This window comes from Sporomusa termitida (assembly GCF_007641255.1).
Lineage (GTDB): Bacteria > Bacillota > Negativicutes > Sporomusales > Sporomusaceae > Sporomusa > Sporomusa termitida.
This window is the reverse complement of record NZ_CP036259.1, coordinates 2659657-2681464: the sequence shown is the minus strand read 5'-3', so window position 1 is coordinate 2681464 and position 21808 is coordinate 2659657. Positions and strand designations below refer to the sequence as shown.

General features: G+C 48.9%; 17 protein-coding genes. 14 read left to right on the top strand and 3 right to left on the bottom strand.

The genetic code is table 11. The annotated features are described in order from the left end of the window. Positions 1 to 17: 17 nt before the first annotated feature. From SPTER_RS12670 to SPTER_RS12630, 9 genes are all read left to right on the top strand, one after another. The gene (locus SPTER_RS12670) at positions 18 to 1196 is read left to right on the top strand and encodes an acetyl-CoA C-acetyltransferase (RefSeq protein WP_144350723.1); all 1179 of its coding nucleotides are present in this window, start codon (positions 18 to 20) and stop codon (positions 1194 to 1196) included. Positions 1197 to 1568: 372 nt separating this feature from the next. Then, positions 1569 to 2399, top strand: a complete 831-nt coding sequence (locus SPTER_RS25665) for a methyl-accepting chemotaxis protein (protein WP_144350722.1) — start codon at positions 1569 to 1571, stop codon at positions 2397 to 2399. 124 nt (positions 2400 to 2523) lie between these two features. Continuing rightward, positions 2524 to 2919 (top strand): hypothetical protein, encoded by a 396-nt coding sequence (locus SPTER_RS12660; protein ID WP_144350721.1) that lies wholly within the window; start codon positions 2524 to 2526, stop codon positions 2917 to 2919. A gap of 87 nt (positions 2920 to 3006) precedes the next feature. Beyond that, positions 3007 to 3258 (top strand): hypothetical protein, encoded by a 252-nt coding sequence (locus SPTER_RS12655; protein WP_144350720.1) that lies wholly within the window; start codon positions 3007 to 3009, stop codon positions 3256 to 3258. A gap of 49 nt (positions 3259 to 3307) precedes the next feature. Beyond that, entirely contained in the window at positions 3308 to 3508 is a 201-nt protein-coding gene (locus SPTER_RS12650) for a hypothetical protein (protein ID WP_144350719.1), read from the top strand. 32 nt (positions 3509 to 3540) lie between these two features. Then, positions 3541 to 6222, top strand: a complete 2682-nt coding sequence (locus SPTER_RS12645) for a molybdopterin-dependent oxidoreductase (protein ID WP_170233251.1) — start codon at positions 3541 to 3543, stop codon at positions 6220 to 6222. After that, the gene (locus SPTER_RS12640) at positions 6219 to 7088 is read left to right on the top strand and encodes a 4Fe-4S dicluster domain-containing protein (protein ID WP_144350717.1); all 870 of its coding nucleotides are present in this window, start codon (positions 6219 to 6221) and stop codon (positions 7086 to 7088) included. The genes SPTER_RS12645 and SPTER_RS12640 overlap by 4 nt, the downstream gene beginning before the upstream one ends. Before the next feature lie 154 nt (positions 7089 to 7242). Further along, positions 7243 to 8577 carry an MFS transporter gene (locus SPTER_RS12635; RefSeq protein ID WP_144350716.1) on the top strand — a complete coding sequence of 445 codons (1335 nt, stop codon included), beginning with the start codon at positions 7243 to 7245 and terminating at the stop codon, positions 8575 to 8577. A gap of 117 nt (positions 8578 to 8694) precedes the next feature. Continuing rightward, the gene (locus SPTER_RS12630) at positions 8695 to 9819 is read left to right on the top strand and encodes a uroporphyrinogen decarboxylase family protein (RefSeq protein ID WP_246105291.1); all 1125 of its coding nucleotides are present in this window, start codon (positions 8695 to 8697) and stop codon (positions 9817 to 9819) included. 126 nt (positions 9820 to 9945) lie between these two features. Here the strand turns inward: SPTER_RS12630 and SPTER_RS12625 are convergent, their stop codons facing one another. Beyond that, positions 9946 to 11472 carry an SLC13 family permease gene (locus SPTER_RS12625; protein WP_144350714.1) on the bottom strand — a complete coding sequence of 509 codons (1527 nt, stop codon included), beginning with the start codon at positions 11470 to 11472 and terminating at the stop codon, positions 9946 to 9948. Positions 11473 to 11669: 197 nt separating this feature from the next. On the opposite strand from SPTER_RS12625, the gene SPTER_RS12620 reads away from it, so the two are divergent. The 5 genes from SPTER_RS12620 (at position 11670) to SPTER_RS12600 (ending at position 19000) form a co-directional block, all read left to right on the top strand. Then, the gene (locus SPTER_RS12620) at positions 11670 to 13229 is read left to right on the top strand and encodes a PucR family transcriptional regulator (protein ID WP_144350713.1); all 1560 of its coding nucleotides are present in this window, start codon (positions 11670 to 11672) and stop codon (positions 13227 to 13229) included. A 439-nt stretch (positions 13230 to 13668) separates the two neighbouring features. After that, positions 13669 to 14772, top strand: a complete 1104-nt coding sequence (locus tag SPTER_RS12615) for a uroporphyrinogen decarboxylase family protein (RefSeq protein ID WP_144350712.1) — start codon at positions 13669 to 13671, stop codon at positions 14770 to 14772. A gap of 62 nt (positions 14773 to 14834) precedes the next feature. Beyond that, the gene (locus tag SPTER_RS12610; protein WP_144350711.1) at positions 14835 to 16763 is read left to right on the top strand and encodes an oxidoreductase; all 1929 of its coding nucleotides are present in this window, start codon (positions 14835 to 14837) and stop codon (positions 16761 to 16763) included. A 492-nt stretch (positions 16764 to 17255) separates the two neighbouring features. Then, the gene (locus SPTER_RS12605) at positions 17256 to 18281 is read left to right on the top strand and encodes a porin family protein (RefSeq protein WP_144350710.1); all 1026 of its coding nucleotides are present in this window, start codon (positions 17256 to 17258) and stop codon (positions 18279 to 18281) included. A gap of 50 nt (positions 18282 to 18331) precedes the next feature. Next, positions 18332 to 19000 (top strand): MBL fold metallo-hydrolase, encoded by a 669-nt coding sequence (locus SPTER_RS12600; RefSeq protein ID WP_170233250.1) that lies wholly within the window; start codon positions 18332 to 18334, stop codon positions 18998 to 19000. Positions 19001 to 19128: 128 nt separating this feature from the next. Here the strand turns inward: SPTER_RS12600 and SPTER_RS12595 are convergent, their stop codons facing one another. After that, positions 19129 to 20418 (bottom strand): MFS transporter, encoded by a 1290-nt coding sequence (locus SPTER_RS12595; protein ID WP_170233249.1) that lies wholly within the window; start codon positions 20416 to 20418, stop codon positions 19129 to 19131. Between the two features lie 58 nt (positions 20419 to 20476). Further along, the gene (locus SPTER_RS12590) at positions 20477 to 21793 is read right to left on the bottom strand and encodes an MFS transporter (protein ID WP_144350707.1); all 1317 of its coding nucleotides are present in this window, start codon (positions 21791 to 21793) and stop codon (positions 20477 to 20479) included. Positions 21794 to 21808 lie beyond the last annotated feature (15 nt).

Here is a 21808-nt window from a genome sequence, read left to right as displayed (position 1 = left end):
AAAAGGGAGGAAATTTAATGAAAGCAGCGGTAATTGTCAGTGCTGTGCGTACTGCAATTGGCAGTTTCAACGGCTCTTTAGGCTCATTTTCAGCCCCCGAACTTGGTGCCATAGCAATCAGCGCAGCTCTGCAAAAGGTGGATCTGCCGCCAGATTCGGTAGAGGAAGTCATAATGGGCAATGTTCTGCAAGCCGGTCTTGGTCAAAACCCGGCTCGCCAGGCGGCAATAAAAGCCGGCCTGCCGGTGGCGGTACCGTCCTATACCGTAAATAAGGTGTGTGGTTCAGGTTTAAAAGCTGTTAATAGCGCTGCCCAGTCAATTCTGGCCGGTGATGCCGACATACTTATTGCCGGCGGCATGGAAAGCATGACTAACGCGCCATATGTGCTTAATAAAGCGCGTTGGGGTTACCGTATGGGGCATCAGAGTGTGAATGATGTGCTGGTTAACGACGGACTATGGTGTGCGTTTAACAACTATCATATGGGAATTACTGCCGAGAACGTGGCGGCCAGGTACGGCATCACCCGCGAACAACAGGATGAGCTGGCCCTGGCGTCGCAAAGCAAGGCGCAACAGGCAATCGCAAGTGGCGCCTTTAAACAGGAGATTGTACCGGTGGTAATAAAAAGTAAAAAAGGCGACAGCATTTTTTCTACAGATGAATTTCCGAAACCGGAAACCTCATTGGCATCGCTGGGCAGGCTTAAGCCGGCTTTTGCGCCAAGTGGCACAGTAACGGCCGGAAATGCATCAGGCATCAATGATGGTGCGGCCGCTTTATTGATTATGAGTATTGAGAAAGCAAAAGCGTTAGGATTAAAGCCGCTGGCTAAGATTGCCGGCTACGGAGCGGCCGGTGTCGATCCTGCCATTATGGGGATGGGGCCGGTTATGGCCACCCGTAAAGCACTGGCCAACGCCGGACTGACCATTGACGACATTGACCTGATTGAAGCCAATGAAGCCTTTGCCGCCCAATTTCTGGCAGTGGGAAAAGAACTTGGCCTTGCCCCGGAAAAAGTTAATGTCAACGGTGGCGCCATCGCTCTTGGCCACCCCATTGGAGCCAGCGGGGCGCGGATCCTGGTTACGCTGCTTCATGCCCTGCAGTCACGCGGGGTTAAGCGGGGGCTGGCAACTCTTTGCATCGGCGGCGGACAGGGAATTGCTACAATTATAGAACAGCTATAATTCGTCCAGCAGGCTGTGGCGGCAAGATTCACAGAGTACCGGATATTTCCGGCAAATCAGGTCAGGGCCGAGAAACTTTTAGCTGCAATCAGTAGCGGGTAATTGACTGACAGCGAATCCTGGCTTATAATAATAGTCAGAATATAAAATTAATAATTTGCCTGAGTAGCTTATATATGGGATCAGAATGCAAATTCTGGCGTAAAGTATCTAAGCCTAGCTCATTAGACCGGCGACAATTTATTTGTTGCTTTCTATGAGTTAGGCTTTTTGTATTTTCGCGGAATCGAGCTGCCAATAACTATAAGGAGGGTTATAAGAGTTTCCCATTGGCAGGCGATAAGTAAAAGGGCATTGGCAGGAGCGTTGATAATGTCAAAAACGACTGAGGAGATTTTTGCAGCTTTTCATACAATTGCCCCCTATTTGCCCAGCTTCTTTGACGAGGATGTAAATATCGTTTTAGCCGACCGGGAACAGCACTTATTATTTTTGCAGAATCCCAATTTACCTTCTCCCAATAAAGTGGGTGATCCAATACTTAAAGGCACATCGATTTACGAGGCTTTGCAGCAGGAAAAAGCAGTTACCCTGAAGATCGGCAAAGATATTTTTGGCTTCGCGGTGCGGGGAACCGGCATTCCTCTTAAAGACGGCGACGGTAATGTAATCGGGGCCATTGGGATTGCCAGAAGCCTTAAGCAGCAAGACCAAATTTCTGAAATATCACAAAATGTTTCAGCCGCGCTCCAGCAAATCTCGGCCGGTATCAGCACTATAACCACCGGTGTCCAGGACACTGCCGGTATGAGTAAATCAATATTGGAAAAGATTGGCATGACCCATAGTGAAACAAAAAATTCTGACAGCATTCTTAATGTTATCCAGAATATTGCCAGTCAAACCAATCTTTTAGGACTTAACGCGGCGATTGAAGCAGCCAGAGCCGGTGAGCAGGGCCGGGGCTTCAGCGTTGTGGCGGAAGAAATCAGGAAATTATCGGTGTCCAGTACTGCCAGTATAAAACAAGTTGGTGAAACTATTAAAAAAATTCAGGATCATGTTCAGGAAGTTGCCGCTGAAATCGCCAATGAAAACATCACCTTTCAGGAACAGGCGGCAGCATTACAGCAAATTACGGCCTCAATTGAAGAATTAAGTGCTACGGCAGCAATATTAGAAAAAATTGCCCAAAACTATTAGCGCTGTTGATGGCTGACAGCGGCGGCCGGGTGTTTTTTCTGGTATATAATATTACTGGACAATTATGTCCGGTTATAAATCAAAGGCTGTACAAGCCGGCAACAGGTAAGGAGAGGCTTAATTCGTGAAAAACATCATCAATTTGAGTGTTCTGCCCAAAGAGGGCGACAAAATAATGCAGGCTTTGGCCGCTGACAATATGGTCGTTGCCCGTTCCAAAAATGATTTTCTGTACATTTTGGAATTTGATGATCAGTTCCATTTATTTTCTCATTCACCCGACTCGCCCCAGGGCGGACAGAAACGGTTTTCCAAAGACGAAAAATATACGGCAATTATCCGCAATCTGGCCAAGCTGGCGGATTCCCTCTTTAGCGTGGAATTTGATAAGAATTTCAATATCTATGGGGTTATGAGCAGCGCGGAAGCGGGCATTGTGGCCATGTTTCCCGGCAACGACAGAGATGCGGATGGCGACATAGAATTTAGCTGTCCCCAGCCGGGTAAAGCAGGACAATAACAGGATCGTATCAGCAGCATTCGCTGTACTGCGATTAAATGCCAATGAGGAAATCAATAGAATTTTTTAGCAATGGGAGGTGTTGTTATGGCCAAGATTTCTACCGGCGATGCTGAAAAACTGTCTGGCGCTGTAGCGCAGTATCTGGCCGCATTCCCCGGCGACACGATCTGTGTACGCCAGATCTGGTATGAGGGCTTAGGCGGCTGCGGCGTGCCCGCTACGGAGGTAATGGCTGCAGTGCACGCGGTTATGGACAGCCTTGAGGACTGGCAGCCGGCCGGCAGCGTGCGCTATGAAAAATATGGGCTGCAATTCAGTTTCAAAAAGGTAAAATAGTCTTGCTTTTACACAAACAGGCGGGGCTGATTGGAGGGGAGGGTTAACAGTGGCTAATAACATTATGATTCAGCACTTATTCAAACTGAACAGCCTGTACCGGGCTCCTGACGGCAGAGTCTTCAAAATAGTGGTGTCAGAGGTTTATAATCTCCGCTGTTTTGAAGTCATCAACGGCAATCTGGCGGGAGGCATGATCAAGATTCATCCCACATCAGATTTGGCCAAGTCATTGGTTGCGGTTGACTAATGGAGGCATCATTACTAAGGGAGGAAAAACCAGTGGTTGAAAAAGTTACCCACAGCATATGTGTCGGCGGGCCTATTGCCATACACACAGTTGATGGTGTTATCCGGCGCATCAGGCCAATCATCTTTGACGAAACCGCCCCCCCGGGCTGGGTTATTAAAGCGCGGGGCCGGGAATACACACCCTATCGCAAAGCCACAACGACGCTTATCGCCCTGACTGAGAAAAACCGGGCCTATGCCTATGACCGTATCCGGTATCCGATGATCCGCGCGGATTTTGTGGAAACGCCGGATGGACAGAACCGCAATACCGAGAACCGGGGGAAATCGGGCTATCGCCGTGCCACCTGGGATGAGGCGCTGGAGCTTGTGGCCCGCGAGATCGAGCGGGTGCAGACTACCTATGGCAAAGAATCGGTTACCGCTATTACCGGCTCCCATCATTCCTGGGGCCTGTTGGGTTATAAGCTGTCCGCTTTTGCCCGTTTCTTCCGGATGCTGGGGTACACCCAGATTATGGATAATCCTGACTCCTGGGAAGGCTTTACCTGGGGTGCGCCCCACACCTACGGCTATTACTGGCGCCTGGGGGGCAGCGAGACTTTTGACCTCTTGGAAGATGCCCTGCAGAACGTGGAGACTATGATCATGTGGTCTCATGACCCCGATACCACCCGGGGCGGCTATGCGGCCAACGAGTCTACGATGTGGCGGCGCTGGCTGGACGATATGGGCGTGCAGTTCATCTATATCGACCCCTTCAACAACTTCTCGGCGGTTAAGCAAGCCGACAAGTGGCTTGCTCCCCGGCCCGGCACCGATGCCGCCCTTTGTGAAGGCATCGCGTATGTGTGGCTGACCGAGGGTACCTATGACAAAGAATACATTGCCAGGCACGCCCACCGCTTTGATGAATGGGCTGACTACATCCTGGGCAAGGGCGTGGACCGTACTCCCAAGACCCCTAAGTGGTGCGAAGCCGAGACCGGAATTCCCGCCGCCGACATCAAGGCGCTGGCCCGCCGCTGGGCTTCGACCAGGACAATGGGCGGCAGCGGTCTCCGGGGCGGCTTTGGCGGCGTATGCCGTACTGCCAATGGCACCGAGTTTGCCCGCCTGATGGTTCAGCTTTTTGCCATGCAAGGCATGGGCAAGCCCGGGCAGAACATCTGGACCGGTACAACCGGCGCCCCCATGGACTATAACTTCTGGTTTGGCGGCTATTCCGACCCGCTGGCCCAGATTGCCAACCAGCCCATTGCCGACCGTACCGCAGTCAATTGTGTAACCCAGAAGCTCTACCGTCCTAACCTGCCTGACGCCATTCTTGATGGCCATTATGAGTGGCATGGTGAAGGCTTCTGCGGCGGCGGGATTGACTTGGAGTTTACCGAACACGTTTATCCCGAACCAGGGTGCAGCAAGGTGCATTTATTCTACCGCTATGGCGGCACTTTCATGGGCACCATGCTGGATACCAACAAATGGGTCCGTATGTATAAAAGCCCGGAACTGGAGTTTGTGGTCAATCAGGACATCCATTTCCACGGTGAGGCCCGGTTTGCCGATGTCATCCTGCCTGCCTGCACCAACCTGGAGCGCTATGATATCGGCGAGTTCTGCAACTCAGGCAACGGCGGCTACCAGTCCCATTCCCAGACCGGCTGCAACTGGCAAATCGTAGTATTTCAGGACAAGGCCATTGAGCCGCTGTGGGAATCGCGGTCTGATTACTGGATATTTTCCCAACTGGCGGCAAAGCTGGGCTGGGGCGAGGAGTACACCGAGGGCCGCAGCGAGCTGGACTGGTGCAAACGGTTTTGGGAGAAATCGGACCTGTGCGACAGGATTTCCTGGGAAGATTTTATCAAAAAAGGCTATTATGTGGCCGGTGTCCCGGCAGACTGGGAGCGTCACTACGGCTTCCGCTGGTTTGCCGAGGGCTATCCCTGCGACACTCCGAACCATAAGCCCTGCCAGGAGGAGGGCAAGCTCGGCACCTTTACCGGCAAGTTCGAGTTTGTTTCCGAGTCCCTGCTGCACTGGGCGCCCCACGATGAGACCCGTACTCCTATCGCCACTTATAAATATAGCTGGGAAGGACATCATTCGCTGAAGGCGCGCAAGTATCCGTTCCATCTTATTTCCCCACATCCCCGCTTTGATTACCATACCCAGCATAACTCATCCACGCCCTGGTTATGGGAGATTCCGGAAAACCGCCGCTATATTAACGGTAATCCATATTTAATCGCTCGCATCCATCCGCAGAAGGCCGCAGAAAAAGGCATCAAGGATGGGGACCTGGTGTTGTTGTTCAACGAGCGCGGCAGCGTAGTTTGCGTGGCGCGCGTTACCTACCGCGTAGAAGAGAATACCATCCATGCCTACGGCTCATCCGGTATTTACAATCCAGTGGCGCCGGGAGAGACCGCAATGGATATCGGCGGCTGCGTTAACCTGCTTACGCCGGGCAAACTCATCGGCAGTATGGTTCCCGGCATGGCACCCAATTCCACCCTGATGGATATCTGCAAGTACGAAGGCCCGCTGCCCGCCGGCCAGTGCTTCGAATACAAGCTGGACGCGGTTGCCCTGGCTGCCGACCCGGAGTCGGCGACTTGTAAGGAAATCATTGAGGGTCACGGTTTTGAATCGATCCAGGCTAAGGTACGGGAAGAATATCTGAAGAAGGGAGCTGCAGCAAGATGAGATTAGGAATTGCGATAGACTCGCGCCTGTGCATGTCCTGCTACTGCTGCTACATGGCCTGCAAGGATGAGCATTGTGGCTATGCTTCCGCGCTGTCCGCGCCGCAGCCGATGATGGGCCACTTCTGGCTGGATATCCGTGAATGGGAACGGGGTGACAGTTCGCGCAAAATTAAAACGGCAACCGTGCCGACCCCCTGTTCCCATTGCCAGGAACCGGCCTGCATGGCAGCCGCGGCGAATGGCGCGGTATATAAGCGGCCCGATGGTATTGTCATTATTGATCCTGTTAAGTCCAAGGGCCAGAAGGCCATTGTCGATGCCTGCCCCATTGGCGCAGTCTACTGGAACGAGGAGCTGGCAATCCCGCAAAAGTGCACCATGTGCGCCGAACTGCTGGATGCTTCCGGTTATTTGACCCATTTAGGCGATCCACAGCTTAAGGTTCCCCGCTGCGTAGAGGCCTGCCCCAACAACGCCTTGATTTTTGGCGATCTGGACGACCCTGAGAGCGCCATCGCCAGAGTAATTGCTGAGAATCGCATTACCCAACTGGAGCCGCTGGCAGGCCGAGCTACGAATGTAGTGCACCTAAATATTCCCACGGTATTTCTCGCCGGTACCGTTTATTATCCCCGCGAGCTGGAGGAGGTCTGCAGCGGCGCCAGGGTGCAGGTGACCTGCAGCGAGACCGGTGAAACCCGGGAGACCGAGACAAACTACTTTGGCGACTGGGAAATCGAATGGCTGCCCAAGCACAAGCAGGTCGCTATCAGGATTACTTTGGCCGGCTATAAGCCGGTCACATACACCGCCTTTACCGACGCCGACCACTATGTGGGCATGACCTATCTCGCAAAGGAATAACCCGGGCAGAATTACATTATTGATATGAGTGGCTTAAATATGATAGCAGAACAAAATTTTGCTATAGAGTAATTAAGCCTGGCTCGTTAGCAAACATGCCTTGTGTTTGCTTACTTCGAGCTAGGCTTTTTTTTATAAATAAGGAGTGATCTGAATGCGGACAGTAGCGGTTAATGAGATTATTGACCAGGGAAAATTTAACAAATTCTACAAAAATGTTTTGTTTGTAAGCATGCTGACGGCCATCTTTGACGGCTTTGACCTTAATGTTTTCTCCCTTGTTGTTCCCCAACTGATGGCGGACTGGAACCTGACACCGGCCCAGGTTGGCTTGCTGGGCAGTTACGGATTTGTAGGCATGATTGCCGGCTCCTTCCTCGCCGGACCCTTGTCGGAAAAGATAGGCAGTAAAAGAGCAATGATGCTGGCAACGGCAACTTATTGTATTTTTACGACCGCCGTAGGCTTTGCCGATAACTTTAACGAGTTTGCCCTGTGCCGGGTTATAGCCGGCTTGGGCCTGGCCAGTGCTTACCCGCTGGCTATCGCCCATGTATCGGAATATTCCCCCAAAGCGATCAGGAGCCGTTTATGCGTATGGGTCACTTCCGGGCAGGGGGCGGGAACGTTAATTGCCACACTGACAGGGCTGGCGCTGTTAAGTACCTATGGCTGGCGGGTTATGTTCTATGTGGCGGCCATTCCCGTTTTCCTGGTTATTCTGCAGCATTATCTGCCGGAATCAATGGGCTACCTGTTGAGGAAAGGCCGGAAGGAGGAAGTGGCCCGGGTATTGTCCCAGGCAGAGCCTGGTTTTACACCGCGTCCTGATGATGAGTATCAGCTAAGCGGCTTCAATGCCGGCAAGAGTGATGTTACCGCTTTGTTCCGCGACGGTCTGGCACGCAATACGATTTTTCTTTGGATCGGTAACATATTTCTGTATATTTTCACCTTCGGTGTATTGGTGTGGCTGCCTAAGCTGATGACGCTGCAGGGCTGGTCCCTGAATTTCAGCCTGTGGTTTACACTGACCTGGAATGCCGGGTTCATTCTGGGTATCCCGCTCTGGGGCTGGTCCCAGGACAAGTTCGGCGGCAAGAAGACATTTCTGATTATTGCAGCCTGCCTGCTGGTGCTTGTAAGCAGTTTAGGGCAGTTGTCCAATGCCGCTGTGCTGTCGGTGGTTTTGTTTCTTACCGGTGCCTGCCAGCATGGAATTATGGGGGTAGCCGCATCGTATTTCGCGCAAAACTATCCGATAAGCTGCCGCGCCACCGGCGTAACCTGGGCTTTTGGCGTAGGGCGTCTTGGCGGCATTATCGGCCCCCTTGTAGTTGGCGCGCTCCTAACCTATAATGTGCCGGTACCGCTGGATTTTGTCTTGTTTTCAATAATCCCTTTGATTAGCGCTTCCCTGTTTTATTTTACTACCGATCACGCCTGGCAGGGTAACGCTGCCAATACTGCATTGAGCCAGTCTAAATAACCCAGGTTAGTCAAACGCATAGTTTGCGGGTTACAACTGATTTGCCGGTACCAGTCCACTTAATAACTAAATAACTACTAATACTGGAAGGAATGATACTAAATGGGAAGAGATACTATGACAGCAGAAGAAAGAATTGTTGCGGCGATAAATCTGCAACCGGTGGACCGGATCGTTTGTGCGCCGATTATTGAACAATATGCCGGTCAGTTTGCGGGCCTTACTAACAAAGAGTACATGACAGATTGGGATAAGGCCATGGCGGCAGTCCAAAAAGTGTGGGAAACATACCCGGTATGGGATTGTAACTCCTGGATGCTGTGCGGGCGTTTTGCTTCGGTTGCCCATAAGTGCGGTCCCGGCCAGATGCGCCTGCCGGGCGAAGGACTGGATGATAACGCCCAGTATCAGATTATCGAATTTGAGGCTATGAACCGGGATGATTACGCCATCATCAAAGCAAAAAGCTTTGATGAGTACCGCCTGACTTTCCTGGAACGGTGCCATAAAACCACCAGAGAAGAGGTGCTGGCAGGGATAAAAGAGTCTGCCAGGCTGAGGGCCGATGAAATTGCCCGAACTTTGGCGCGCGGACAAAGTTCGTGTTACGGCTTTATTATCGGCACATTCCCCTTTGAAGCATTTTCTATTATGCGGTCCCTCGAAAAGTTTTATAAAGATATGTTTCAAATGGGGGGGGAACTGGAGGAAATACTGACCAAAGCGACCAAAGACCTGCTGGCCAGTGCCATTCCGGCTATTAAAGCCACCGGCGTCAACCGGGTATTTGTAGGCGGCGTCAGAGGCTGCGGGCAGTTCATTTCCCTGAAGCATTTCGAACGGTTTGTATGGCCTAATTTGAAATATTTCCTTAATACCCTGATTGAAAATGATATTGTTCCCATTCTCCATTATGACGGTGACTGGACGAAGAATCTGGAGTATTTCCTGGAACTGCCTAAAGGAAAATTCGTACTGGAACTCGATAGTGCCACCGATCTGTTCAAGGCTCACGACATCCTGAAGGATCACTGCGCCATTATGGGTGATGTATCAGCCGCGCTGTTTACCGTAGCGTCTCCCAGTGAACTTGATGAGTATGCCAGGAAGCTCATCACTACTTTCCGTAAAAGCGGCGCCAGCCTGATTTATTCATCCGGCTGCAATGTGCCAATTAATGCCAAACATGAAAATGTCAAAGCTTTTTTTGAAGCAGTGGAGAAATATGGCCGGTTCGACTGATAAAAAGAAGGTGGTGGTGAGTAAGGTTAAGAAGTTTGCATTATTGCAAACTTCTTTTACCTAATAAGATCATGAGAGAACATAGTAGCTGCATCGGTAGAGATTTCAATAACTTTACAGTGTTTATTAATTCATGATAGCTACTGCCAGAGGATATCCGATCAGGATTATGCCGATAATAGAGAACACCATAACGGCTAGTCCATATAGCAACACTTTTCGTGGCTTAGCCCAAGGATCGCCGTAGATGAGAGCGATGGAGGCCAACGATGACGGAACGCAGAAGCCAAATTGGGCGGCAAGAATAATAATTGTACCCAACACCAGCGGATCAATACCTATTGTTGCCGCCATGGGGATACACACGACCAGCATTAAAATGGTCATGGGGACATGGTTGGCAAAATTGACACACACGATGAGTAGGGTCAGCAGGGTAGCGATCAGTAGAAAAGGAGACAAACCATAGTTTACAAGCGGCATAATGAGACTAACAACATAATCTGTAATACCTGATGTCTTTTCGGTCAGAACAGCACCAATGAGCATGGCGGCCATGATTAGTGTCGTAACCCCCCAGGGAATGGTTTTGAAGCCGGCTTCGTAATCCAAGAGCGGTTTGCCGCCAACCCTTATTACACACATGACAATAACGCCGATGAATGTTGGCACTAGTATCGTTATTTCATGGAGAAATTTTGTAATCGGTAATGTGGGGGCAAATAGATCGAAAAACCCGGGCAATATCCAAAAAAGAACGACCAGGCCAAAAATCCAGGCTGTCATTTTCTCCCGGAGTCCCATCGGGCCGGGTCTTTCCCCCAGGAGTTTGTCATAGTCGATATTTTGAAAATTACTTACATCCGGGTTTACGCAGTAGCGGAAGAACAGGAGCATTAAGGCAAATACGACGAGGCCGGCAGGAATGCCTACCAGCATATACTGCAGCATACCGATCGGTACTCCCGTAAGGTGGGCGTATACATCCATGCCAATTAAGACGATTGTATGGGAAATAGGCGTCATGCCGAAGGCCATGTTGGTTGTGAAGGTTATCCCAATTACCAGCATAAGAGGATAAGCATCGCCTTTTTTATAGCCTAGTTTCTCAAACATGTGGTAGGCGATGGCCAGAAAAAAAATCATTGTTACCAAACCATCCAGGAACAGACCAATAAACATTACCGTGGAAAGCAGTGCTACCGTGTAAGTCCAGGGCCCTCTCTTAACGACAGTGCGGGTCATGAACCAGAGGGTCAGGCGTTTAATGATGCCTGTCTCGTTTAACGTATATGTCAGCAGCAAACTGGCTACCAGATAAGCAACGACCCAGTTGCCTGCTGAACCTTCAATAGCCTTGAAAATCGCGGGAAGAGGGTTAGGACCCTGGGGCGGGTAAATGTCATGTATATAGAAAGAAATGGCCACAATGCCGAGTATACTGGGCCAGCTCAGTTCGCCGCAGCCCCAAAAGTATATCAGGCCAATAAAAATGCCTATCAATTTCATCCCGACCGGTGTTATTGGGTGCGGCGCCGGCAATAAGCCAAAACCAAACATGATTATGAGACCTAAGATGATTTTTCCATAGAATCCGGTATTCCCCGTAGTCGGAGTTGTCGACATGTTTTTTGCGGGAATAGTTCTTTCCATTCTAATCGCCCTCCTAAAAATTTCGTTGATTATTTCGAATAATCAAGGTGCTAAATATTATATTTATTCCCTCCTTTTTTTAATATTGCGAATTATACATAAAAATCATACCATTATGAAATTTTAATAGATATGAGTGCTGTTCACAAAAAATAAGGTGATTTTTGTATCCCAAACATAATTGACAGGAGGAATTTATGATTTCTTTGACACAAATCCTTGATCAGACAACGCCTTTTCTACCTCGTCTCATTGCTTACGAAAATGGGATTCATTCCTTTACAAACCTTTCTTTTATTACCAGGAAGCAGCAATGTTTTAACGAAGGCATATTATATATTGGCCTTGCCTCGCAGCTTGGTGAATTACATTATGTTGAAAGTGCAGCAATGCTGTTGGTGATGGACTGTGATCAACCTTTTGCGGGTATTGCTTTAAACAATATGGTCATTGTGGGATATCCACGGGAAACAGACGCTTTTCAATTGTTCAATCAGGTCAAACAGTTGTTTTATCGAGAGTGGGATTTTTTAAACGGCTCGTTTAAACTGCTGGATATATTTCTAAAAGCGGATAATCTTAATGCCCTGGCCGAAATGATCGCCAAATTCGTTCATAATCCTATACAGATAATGGATGCAAGCTACCATGTACTGGCCTATTCCCGTTCCTGCAAGACAACGGATTCGCCCTGGAATGAAACGAATGAGCGCGGTTATTTTACCTATGAATACGTTTCGGCAATTTACCGCCATACTTCTTTCAAGACACTTCCTAATGATAATACTCCTTACTATAATGAACTTGACATTAGTCCGCTCCGGCGTCTGATCAGCAAAATCTATTTGAACGATCATCATTTGGGTTATCTCGTAACCCTGGAAGCAAATCAAAATTTAGCGGAGCTTGATAACGAGCTGTACAAGCAGATTAGCAATGTCTGCGCAAAAGCTATTTTATTTGAAAAAAAAATGCGAACTTATAAAGGGGGCGAACGCTCTGAATACCTGTTAACCGACTTGCTGGAAGGCACAATTGACAGCAAAAGTGTATTCTTGAGCAGAATCAGGGATACACACTTCAAAAAAGGCGCTGTTTATCAGCTTATAGCAATTGATATTACTAAATATGCCCACGCTGATGCCACCGACAGTTTTCTCAAACGATCGCTCGAAGCACTTTTTCCGAGATCCTGGTCTTTCCATTATAAAAATCACGTAGTCGTGCTTGTCGAAACGAAAAGTGACAGCGGCATCTTACCCGAAGCGCGGCTGGCGCTTGAAAAACTCTGCCGGGATAATACTCTCTGCGCAGGTCTTAGCGATGCGTTTAGCGTCCTTTATAATCTGCGCCTGTTCTACAGTCAAGCTTTAAGTGCGTTGTTTACTGCATCGCTGCTGCAGGCTGCAGGCAATATTTTTGAATATGAAGATTATAAATTTTACGATATCTTATTGACGCTGCGCAACGCAAACAAGAATGCGCCTGACCTGAAATACTACTGCAGTTCGACGGTTATGCAGATACAGGCCTATGATAAGAAGCATGGGACAGATTATTTTAAAACCTTATGGACGTATCTTAATACCAACAAAAATCTTATTAAGACAGCCCAGGCACTCTATATACACAAAAATACTGCTGCCTATCGCATACAAAAACTTAAGGAACTCTTTGCTATCGATATGGAGAACGATTTTGCGATGTTTAAACTGTATTATTCTTATTTGTTGCTCACTTGTGCTGATTTCAGATAATAACAACTACCAAATGTATCAGTCTTATATACAGCGTTGTAAATACAAGTATTAAATTCGTACCCGGTTTTCAATAAGCTGCCCGCAGCTTATTGAAAACCGGGTACGAATTTTTCCTGTTGCTTATTCGCAAAGCGGCAGACTGTAATTTAAATTTTGTAAAGTTGAAATTTAAATCAAATCATGACTGGGCAAATGTCAATTGTGTTTTGAACATAAAATTATGCAATACTTTCAGGATTTAGATACATATAAGCGGAACGTTAGTCATGCTACAATAAACTAAGAATTTGTAATATTTCCTCAATAGGCAGACGCATGCTTACCAGCCCCTGCCTGCCCTGGCACTGATTCAAAGTTGTAGGGAATCAGTGCCAGGGATTAAAAATGTTGTTTTGTAATCGACCCAAGATTTTTATTTTAGAAGCGGAGGGATATTGTGAAATCAAATGCAGAATTGCTCCAGGAACGCAAGGACAGGCTGAGAAAAGCGATTGCCCTGGAAAAACCCGACAGGACGCCGGTAATACCGATCGCCGATGCCTTCTGTGCTCAGCATCTGGGGGTTAAGCTGGCAGATTTTTGCTCAAGTTTAAAAAGATCCAATCAGGTGATGGTCGAATCAATGAAGGCATTAGGGGCTGACGGAACTACCAATCCGGTTGCCTTTGGGGCCATTATGCCCCTTGTGTATATGGCTAAGGTCAAACTCCCGGGAGTTGAATTGCCGGACAACGTGATGTGGCAATTGCAGGAACAGGAAATGATGACAGTCGAGGATTATGACACGATCCTCAATAAAGGCTGGACACCGTTTATGATGGATTATTTGCAAAACAGGCTGAATATTCCGCTTGACAAGCTGTTTGCCGAACTGGCGGAAACGCCGCAAATGATTAAAAATTTTGAAGACAATGGCTGCCTGGTATATGCCCCGCTGTCCGGCGCAGTTGTGTACGAGTATCTTAATGGCGGGCGCTCCATGCCTAAATTTGTCAGGGATTTGTATAAGATTCCCGACAAGGTTGAGGCTGTCCTGGACGTAATCCAACAGGAAAATCATGAACACTTGCGGCAACAGATACGGGCAGCTAAGCCGGAGGTTGTATTTTTATCGCCGGCCCGCGGGGCCAGTGAGTTTTTTGTGCCGAAGCTGTGGCAGCGGTTTGTCTGGAAATATCTTAAGGAAACAGCCGACGTTATCATTGAAGAAGGGGCTGTTGTAAACTTTCACATTGATTCGCACTGGGAACGGGACCTGGAGTTTTTCCGCTCTTTCCCGAACGGGAAGTGTGTATTTGAAACCGATGCCGCCACCGACATTTATAAAATCAAAGAGGTGCTTGGTGACCGTATGTGCATTAAGGGGGATGTTCCGGCGGCCTTGTTTACCCTGGGGACGCCTGACGATGTATATAACTACAGTATGCGCTTAATCAGGGACATGGGGCCAGGCTTTATTCTTTCCTCAGGCTGCGGTGTACCCCCCAATGCCAAAGTGGAGAATGTTAAAGCTATGATAGCTGCTGCCACCGGACAATAAATTTGTTTCAAGTTTAAGGGTATACCCTTAGACTTGAATTTAATAAGGAGCGATTGAATAATATGTTTCCACATCTATTTTCTCCCCTGAAAATTGGGACCTGTGAAATTCCCAACCGGTTGGTTGTGCCGGCGATGGTAGCCAATCTCAACAACCGGGAAGGAACGGCCACCGACCGTTATATCGCCTATCATGAGGAAAAGGCCAAAGGCGGCTGGGGTTTGATTATTACCGAAAATTACGCTGTTAACGAACACGCTATGGGTTATCCTTATATCGGCGGCTTGTATAAGGAGGAACAGATCCCCAGCCATAAAAAGCTGACCGATACCATCCACCGGTATGATTCAAAAATTTTCTGCCAGATTTACCATGCCGGACGGCAGAGCAACCATTGCGTTAACGGCAATGTCCAGCCGGTAGGGCCGTCGCCGCTCATCTGCCCCTGGAACAAAGAGCTGCCCCGTGAGCTGACGGTGGAAGAAATTAAGCAAATTGTAAAGGACTTTGGCATTACGGCCCGCAATGTTGTCAAGGCCGGCTTTGACGGTGTGGAGATCCATGCGGCTCATGGTTATTTGATCCATACGTTCCTCTCCGCCAGCACCAACAAGCGAATTGATGAATATGGCGGCAATTACGACAACCGTACCCGCCTGTTACGGGAAGTAATGGCAGAAGTGCGGCAGGCAGTCGGCCCTGATTTCCCCGTGCAGGTACGCCTTTCCGGTGCCGAATACTCCGAGGGCGGCCGTACTATGTTCGAATCGCGCCAGATTATCCGCGACCTTGAACAATGGGGCGCAGATGCTATCCATTTGACCTTTGGCCTGTATGGCATCCGTTCCTCCCTTTGCTCGGTGTCGTCCTTCTTTCAAAGCCGGGGCTGGAATGTGCACTTGGCCGAGGAAGCAAAAACGCTGGTAAAGATACCGGTGATTACTGTGGGCAAGATTCAGGAGCCGACGATGGCGGAGGACATTATCGCCAGCGGTAAAGCAGATTTCGTTGCTATGGGGCGGGGGTCCCTGGCCGATCCGCATTTTCCCAATAAGGTAAAAAACGGACAAGTACAGGAGGTGCGTCAGTGTATTGCCTGTCTGCAAGGCTGTACCGCGTCCACCTATCAGCAGGTTCCTATTTACTGCCTGGTAAACCCTGAACTGGGATACGAGATTGAGACTGATTATGCCCAGGCACCAGTCACTAAAAAAGTATTTATTGCCGGCGGCGGTGTCGCCGGTATGGAAGCGGCCCGGGGCGCGGCCAGCAAAGGCCACGAGGTGCATCTCTTCGAGGCAGCTGATTCGCTGGGCGGTCAGTTTATTGCTGCGGGGTATCCTCCTTATAAAGGCGACTTTCTCTCCTATCTTGCCTGGCTCAACCGGCAACTGAAAAAATTGAAGGTTACTCTGCATATGAACACCGCTTTGACGGCCGACATTGTTAAGGCCGGGAAGCCCGACAAGGTTATCGTTGCCACCGGTGCGAAGCCGATTATTCCCAATTTGCCGGGGATCGACGGCCCGAACGTGGTGTTAGCCGAAGACGTGCTGCGCGGCCGCGTGGACCCCGGCTTGAATGTACTGGTGGCCGGCGGTGGCATGATTGGGTCGGAAACGGCGGCTTATCTCTCTATTCAATGCCGGGAAAAGGTGGCGCTGGTCGAAATGCAGCCGGAAATCGGTCTGGAAATGGAAGGCGGCATCCGGGATGATCTCAAAGATCTGCTCAGAAAACAGTTTGTAGAGGTTGTAACCCAAGTCAGACTGGCCGGTATTACTGAACAGGGAGCGCTTATTGAAAAGGGCGGCTGCGTGACCCTCCACCCCTGCGACACCGTAGTTCTTGCCATTGGCACCAGAGCGTATAATCCTTTGCAGGCGGAACTAAAAGACCTGTGTGAAGTGGTTGTTGTGGGCGACGCGGTAAAAGCCCGCAAGGCGATAGAGGCTTCCCGTGAAGGTTTTGTGGCGGGTATGAACGCGTAATTTAGTGCAGCAGGACATAAAAAGCAACCTGAATACAATGGCAGCGGCGGTTAGGGGTAAGTAATCGATAGGGAAAAGGCCCTAAAGTTCATAGTGGGAACTTTAGGGCCTTTCCAGTTTTCTATTAAATTACTTCTAGAACAAGCCATTGTCAATTGTGTTTTCAACATAAATTGAGAATAGGTTTTTAGGATTGCAATACATATGATCTTAAAACTGGATATGCTAGAATAAACAAAGTATTCAAAATATTATAAAGAAAGGAGAGTCTGGTTATAATTGACTTTCTGATTTCGGCATAATGAAAGTGCCGATTGCCTGGTTTTCCGGCCGGAAACCATCGCGGTAATTAGTTTTTGTAATTGCTGGTTTAGCAAACTGATAAACTCATTAGACTGATAAGCCTGTGGCTTTGCGCTTTGAAATCCTAATAAATGTACCGGTAGTAATCAATCTAAAATTTTAATAATGAAATTACGGGGAGAGAAGGATATGATGAAGAAGTTTGTAACACCTATTCTTATTGCAGGTGGTATATTTTCTTTTACGTTTACTGCATCGGCAATGCCGTTAGACACTGTTCCGATTGATGTTACAGGGGATTTCCGGCTAAGGGGCTATAGCCTTGATGATAATATCGGCAATGCTGATTTTGACGAATCGTTTTTTCAATTCACCGGCCGGATCAATCTAACGGCAAAAATAGATGACAACACTACTATGTTTACCCGCTTTGGGGTGCGAAGCAGGCTTGGTCAGACTAGTAATGACAATAGTGCCAATAAGTCCTATGAACAAATTGACCAGTACGGGCTAAGGCTGACGCAGGGAGATTGGAACCTGAGTGTAGGCCGGCAAGGTGTTAAGCTGGGGCAGGGGATGATTATCGGCACCGGCAGCGAGGTTGAGTTTGATAATAAATTCGACGGTTTAATTGCCACCACGAAAGCGGGGGCAGCTGATGTAAAGCTTATTGCCGGCAAGACCAATACGTCTCACATTATGGAAACCTACTACGGGGGCAAAGCTTCCACCTGGTATGGAGCGGAAATAAGCGGGAAAATTTCTCCGCAGGTCTCCCTGGGGTTGGCTGCTGCCCATGATAAGCCGGAGGATTCTGACATAAGCCTGAGCTCCTGGGCGCTTAATACTTCCGTCAATGTGGCTCCTAATCTTTGGGTGAATGCAGAGTATGCCAGGTCTAATGCTGACCGCGATAATTCCGCCTATCTTGTCGGCGGTGCTTATGTTAAGGGCAAGGATGTTTTTGTGGCTCAGTATCAAAAGGTGGAAAACAATGCTGTCAATCAGGTGAACAGTATGTATTCCTACAGCAATTTCCCCTTTAAAGGCACCAACATGTGGCTTGGCAACAGCAACTGGCATGGCTGGTTTTATAAGTACAATCACCAAATGAATAAGAGCACTTCACTCCATGCCATCTATATGGATACCGCGGTAGACGGACAGAGCGGCCGGGATAAGGAGCTTACCGTCGGCGTGGTCTGGAGCTTCTAATGGCTTGTGCGGAGGCATGCGATATAAAGGAATCAGCGAGGGGGAGTAATATGAGCAAGGTAACGCCGTTAAAATTTGGCATCTCCAATTTGACGCTTATTCAGGATCAGGGAATAATTATAGTTGACACCGGGTGCCAAAGTGAGAAGGAAGCCTATGTACAGGCGTTTGCAGAACTGGGCATACAGCCTGCAGATATTAGCCTTATCGTCATTACGCACGCTCATTGGGATCATTGCTCACGTGTCAATGAACTGAAAGACCTGACCGGTGCGCCCGTATTATGCCATAAACATGCCGTGCCTGTTCTCCAAAAGGGGGAAATGTTACCGTTTATACCACGGGGTGAAGAGGGCAAACGGTTCGTTGAGATGATTGCAAACGATGACGCTGATGTACTAAAGCCGATTAACCCCGATATAATTATTGATTCTGATTTCGATCTTACTCCATTTGGTGTAACGGGAAAAATTATTCATACGCCGGGACACAGTGATTGTTCAGTCTCAGTGGTGCTAGATTCGGGAGAAACAATCACTGGTGATATTTTACGTGAATCACCTTTCACTGGAGATCTTAATTTAGCTTTTATTGCGACAGATGAAGCAAAGCTGATAGATAGTGTCCGCAATTTGTTGGCGATAAAGAATATCCACTCATTCTACGGCGGCCATGGCGGCCCTTATACCAGGGAGGCGGTTTCGAAACTGGTTAAATAGTCTTCAGCTTTGGCAAAAGCCTTAAGCTGGATTTGGCCTTACGCAGCGGCGCGGTGGCGGGCGTTAGGTGTGCTAAAGGTATTCGAACGAAAAAATTAGCAAAAAAAATTGACAGATCAAGACAATCATTAGGTAAGTCGATTCGCATAACCATACCGATTCTGAACAAATGCAATTGCACTGCCGGCAATCAGGCCCGGCACTGCAAACCAGAGGAAACTTTGGAACAGGGTAACCTTCATTGACAGCAGCGTACCGCCTGCGATAGGCCCGAGCAGCCCGCCAAACCGGCCTAGGCCCAGCCCCCAGCCCATCATAGTCGTCCGCACAGTCGGCGGATAATATTGTGTAACATAGCCATGGGTTACGTTCTGGGCTCCCATCGTGCACATGCCTGCAAGCCCAGTAACTACAGTCGTAGCATAAACGCCCATAGGTACGCTTAGCAGTAAGATGAAAAAAAAGGCGCCATAGTAGAGGATTACCAGAACCCGTTTGGCACCGAAATACTCGGCCAGATAGCCGCAAATCAGGCTGCCCATGGCCGCGCCCAGGAACAGAGCCAGAAAAAACCATAAGCTCATTCCCAACGCATGCCCTGCATTCATCATCAAAGTCGGTATCCAGGTAGTGGTGCCAAAAATCATATACATATTCATGAAATACACCAGCCAAAAAAGTATTGTACTGGTAAATCTATTTTCCGCAAAAACATTGGCGAGCGACGATTTTTCTTTTGCCTGAGGATACTCAAAATGTGCGTCGTCGGACACCACAAGATCCGGTCTGAACTTGCTCAGTATTAGTCTGAGTTGCCGGGCATTGTTTTTTGCAACAAGCAGCCAGGGGGTTTCCGGCATGTACCAAAAAAGGAAGGGTACCAGAAAAATGGCAATGGAGCCGAAGTAATAAACCGACTTCCAGCCATAAGGGGTTAGCAGGTAGATACCGGCCAGTGCTGACATGATGCCGCCAAGCTGCATGCCGGTGGCGCTTGCGGAAACTGCGGCCTGCTTCCATTTATGGGGAAAGTATTCGGAAACGAGGGCCAATACATTTGGTGAGGTCATTCCCAGACCCAGCCCGGTTATTGTGCGGAATATTCCGAAAGAAACCGGGCCGGTGGCCAATGTTGTCGCAAAAGTACCTGCCGTGAATATAATTACAGACGTAATGATTGTAGCTTTTCTTCCCCATTTATCGCCCAGCACACCGCCCAAGACGGCACCAACTACGCCGGCACCAAAGGCGTAACTCCCGATAAGCCCCGCGTACGCGGGGCTTATATTCCACTCGACAAGCAGCATGGGGATGGTTGTGGCATATATAACCAGATCATAGCCGTCAAAGGCAAGGGCTGCGATACAACAGAGCAGCAGCAGCCAATGAGGGAGCTTGACAGAATTATTATCAAGCAACTTCTTAACATCTATTGTATTTATAATATAATCTCCTTTACGTATTGATAAGTTAAGTTCAGTTATAGCTAATGTCCTGGACGGGCTTGCGTAACATTTTCGCAAGGTACAGGCCGCAACTGAGTCCCAATACCAGAACAAGCACCTGCAGCCACATCGCCGTTTGGAAAGCCGCGGCCGGATAGGGGGTTACCCCTTGTGATATATGGTTAATAATCAACCCCCATACCTGTTGAAAGGCCCCGGCGCCGACAATCCAAACAAAGCCATTATTTAAGCCGGTGGCTGTACCCATTTGCTCAGGCCGTACCAACTGCCTTATCAAGGAAAAGTAGCCATTTACCGTATATTGCTGCACAAAGCCGAACAGGGCAAACAGAATTTTAAGCTCGAGTATAGTGAGGGTATGAATATATACAGTCATATACAGCCAGGAGATTAGAAATACCGCGGTGCCTGATAACATGACATTGAGAACCCCTATTTTTTGAACCAGCCAGCCTGATACAAAGGCGCCGATAACCAGGCCCATTGCGGAAACCATGAGGATCTCAGCAACGACCGGTTTGCTTAAGCCGTAAACATTGGCTAAATAGACCCCGCCCCATAAAGCAATAATCACTTGCCCGCTGGAGTTCACGCCCAGTATGCAAAAATTGGCCACCCACAGTTTAGGCATCCGGCAAATTTCCTTGAAGGCTTCCCAGCCATTAGCCCGGGGGGCTGCTTTACTGCCGACGGGAGCTGCCGGGCCGGTTAATTCATCCGGCCCGGGCAGGCCGACGTCGGCAGGGCGGTCTTTTATAACCAGGTAGGCAATAACTGCTAAGATTACACTGACAATCCCAATGCCTGCAAATGAATAGCGCCAGCCGTAATTTGTCATCATAAACTGCAGGGGAGCGGTCGCTCCGACCCCGCCCAGCATGGCAAATCCCATATACAGACCGTATACGGCTGGGAACTCCTTGGTACTATACCAATTGGTAATGATCTTCACTCCGGCAATGAAACAACCGGCGACAGCGATGGCAACAAGAATCCGCCCGCTAACCGCTACCAGAAAAGTCTGCGCCGTGCAAAAGATGAAACTGCCGATACTAATCATGAGTAAAAGGGCGGTTAATCCCCGGCGAACACCAATCCGGTCCAGCCAATTACCCAGCGGTGCATTCATCAGTGCGTAGGCCCACATAAAGGATAGACCCATGAAGCCGAAATCAACCGCCGTGAGCCCCAGATCCTTAATGAGTTCCGGCCCCATGACTGCGGGCGCCTGGCGATTAAATGGAGTTAACATAAATCCTAGAACGACGACAATATAAATAGGTAGCCGGTAGCGTTGCAACTGCTGCAACAACTTTTCCTTATCCATAAGAACCCCTCCCAG

What these genes read in the sequence shown, in the direction of transcription:
- SPTER_RS12600 (WP_170233250.1), top strand. Translation starts at nt 18,332, where the DNA reads ATGAGCAAGGTAACGCCGTTAAAATTTGGCATCTCCAATTTGACGCTT.
- SPTER_RS12590 (WP_144350707.1), bottom strand. Translation starts at nt 21,793, where the DNA reads ATGGATAAGGAAAAGTTGTTGCAGCAGTTGCAACGCTACCGGCTACCT.
- SPTER_RS12610 (WP_144350711.1), top strand. Translation starts at nt 14,835, where the DNA reads ATGTTTCCACATCTATTTTCTCCCCTGAAAATTGGGACCTGTGAAATT.
- SPTER_RS12655 (WP_144350720.1), top strand. Translation starts at nt 3,007, where the DNA reads ATGGCCAAGATTTCTACCGGCGATGCTGAAAAACTGTCTGGCGCTGTA.
- SPTER_RS12605 (WP_144350710.1), top strand. Translation starts at nt 17,256, where the DNA reads ATGATGAAGAAGTTTGTAACACCTATTCTTATTGCAGGTGGTATATTT.
- SPTER_RS12630 (WP_246105291.1), top strand. Translation starts at nt 8,695, where the DNA reads ATGACAGCAGAAGAAAGAATTGTTGCGGCGATAAATCTGCAACCGGTG.
- SPTER_RS12635 (WP_144350716.1), top strand. Translation starts at nt 7,243, where the DNA reads ATGCGGACAGTAGCGGTTAATGAGATTATTGACCAGGGAAAATTTAAC.
- SPTER_RS25665 (WP_144350722.1), top strand. Translation starts at nt 1,569, where the DNA reads ATGTCAAAAACGACTGAGGAGATTTTTGCAGCTTTTCATACAATTGCC.
- SPTER_RS12620 (WP_144350713.1), top strand. Translation starts at nt 11,670, where the DNA reads ATGATTTCTTTGACACAAATCCTTGATCAGACAACGCCTTTTCTACCT.
- SPTER_RS12625 (WP_144350714.1), bottom strand. Translation starts at nt 11,472, where the DNA reads ATGGAAAGAACTATTCCCGCAAAAAACATGTCGACAACTCCGACTACG.
- SPTER_RS12640 (WP_144350717.1), top strand. Translation starts at nt 6,219, where the DNA reads ATGAGATTAGGAATTGCGATAGACTCGCGCCTGTGCATGTCCTGCTAC.
- SPTER_RS12670 (WP_144350723.1), top strand. Translation starts at nt 18, where the DNA reads ATGAAAGCAGCGGTAATTGTCAGTGCTGTGCGTACTGCAATTGGCAGT.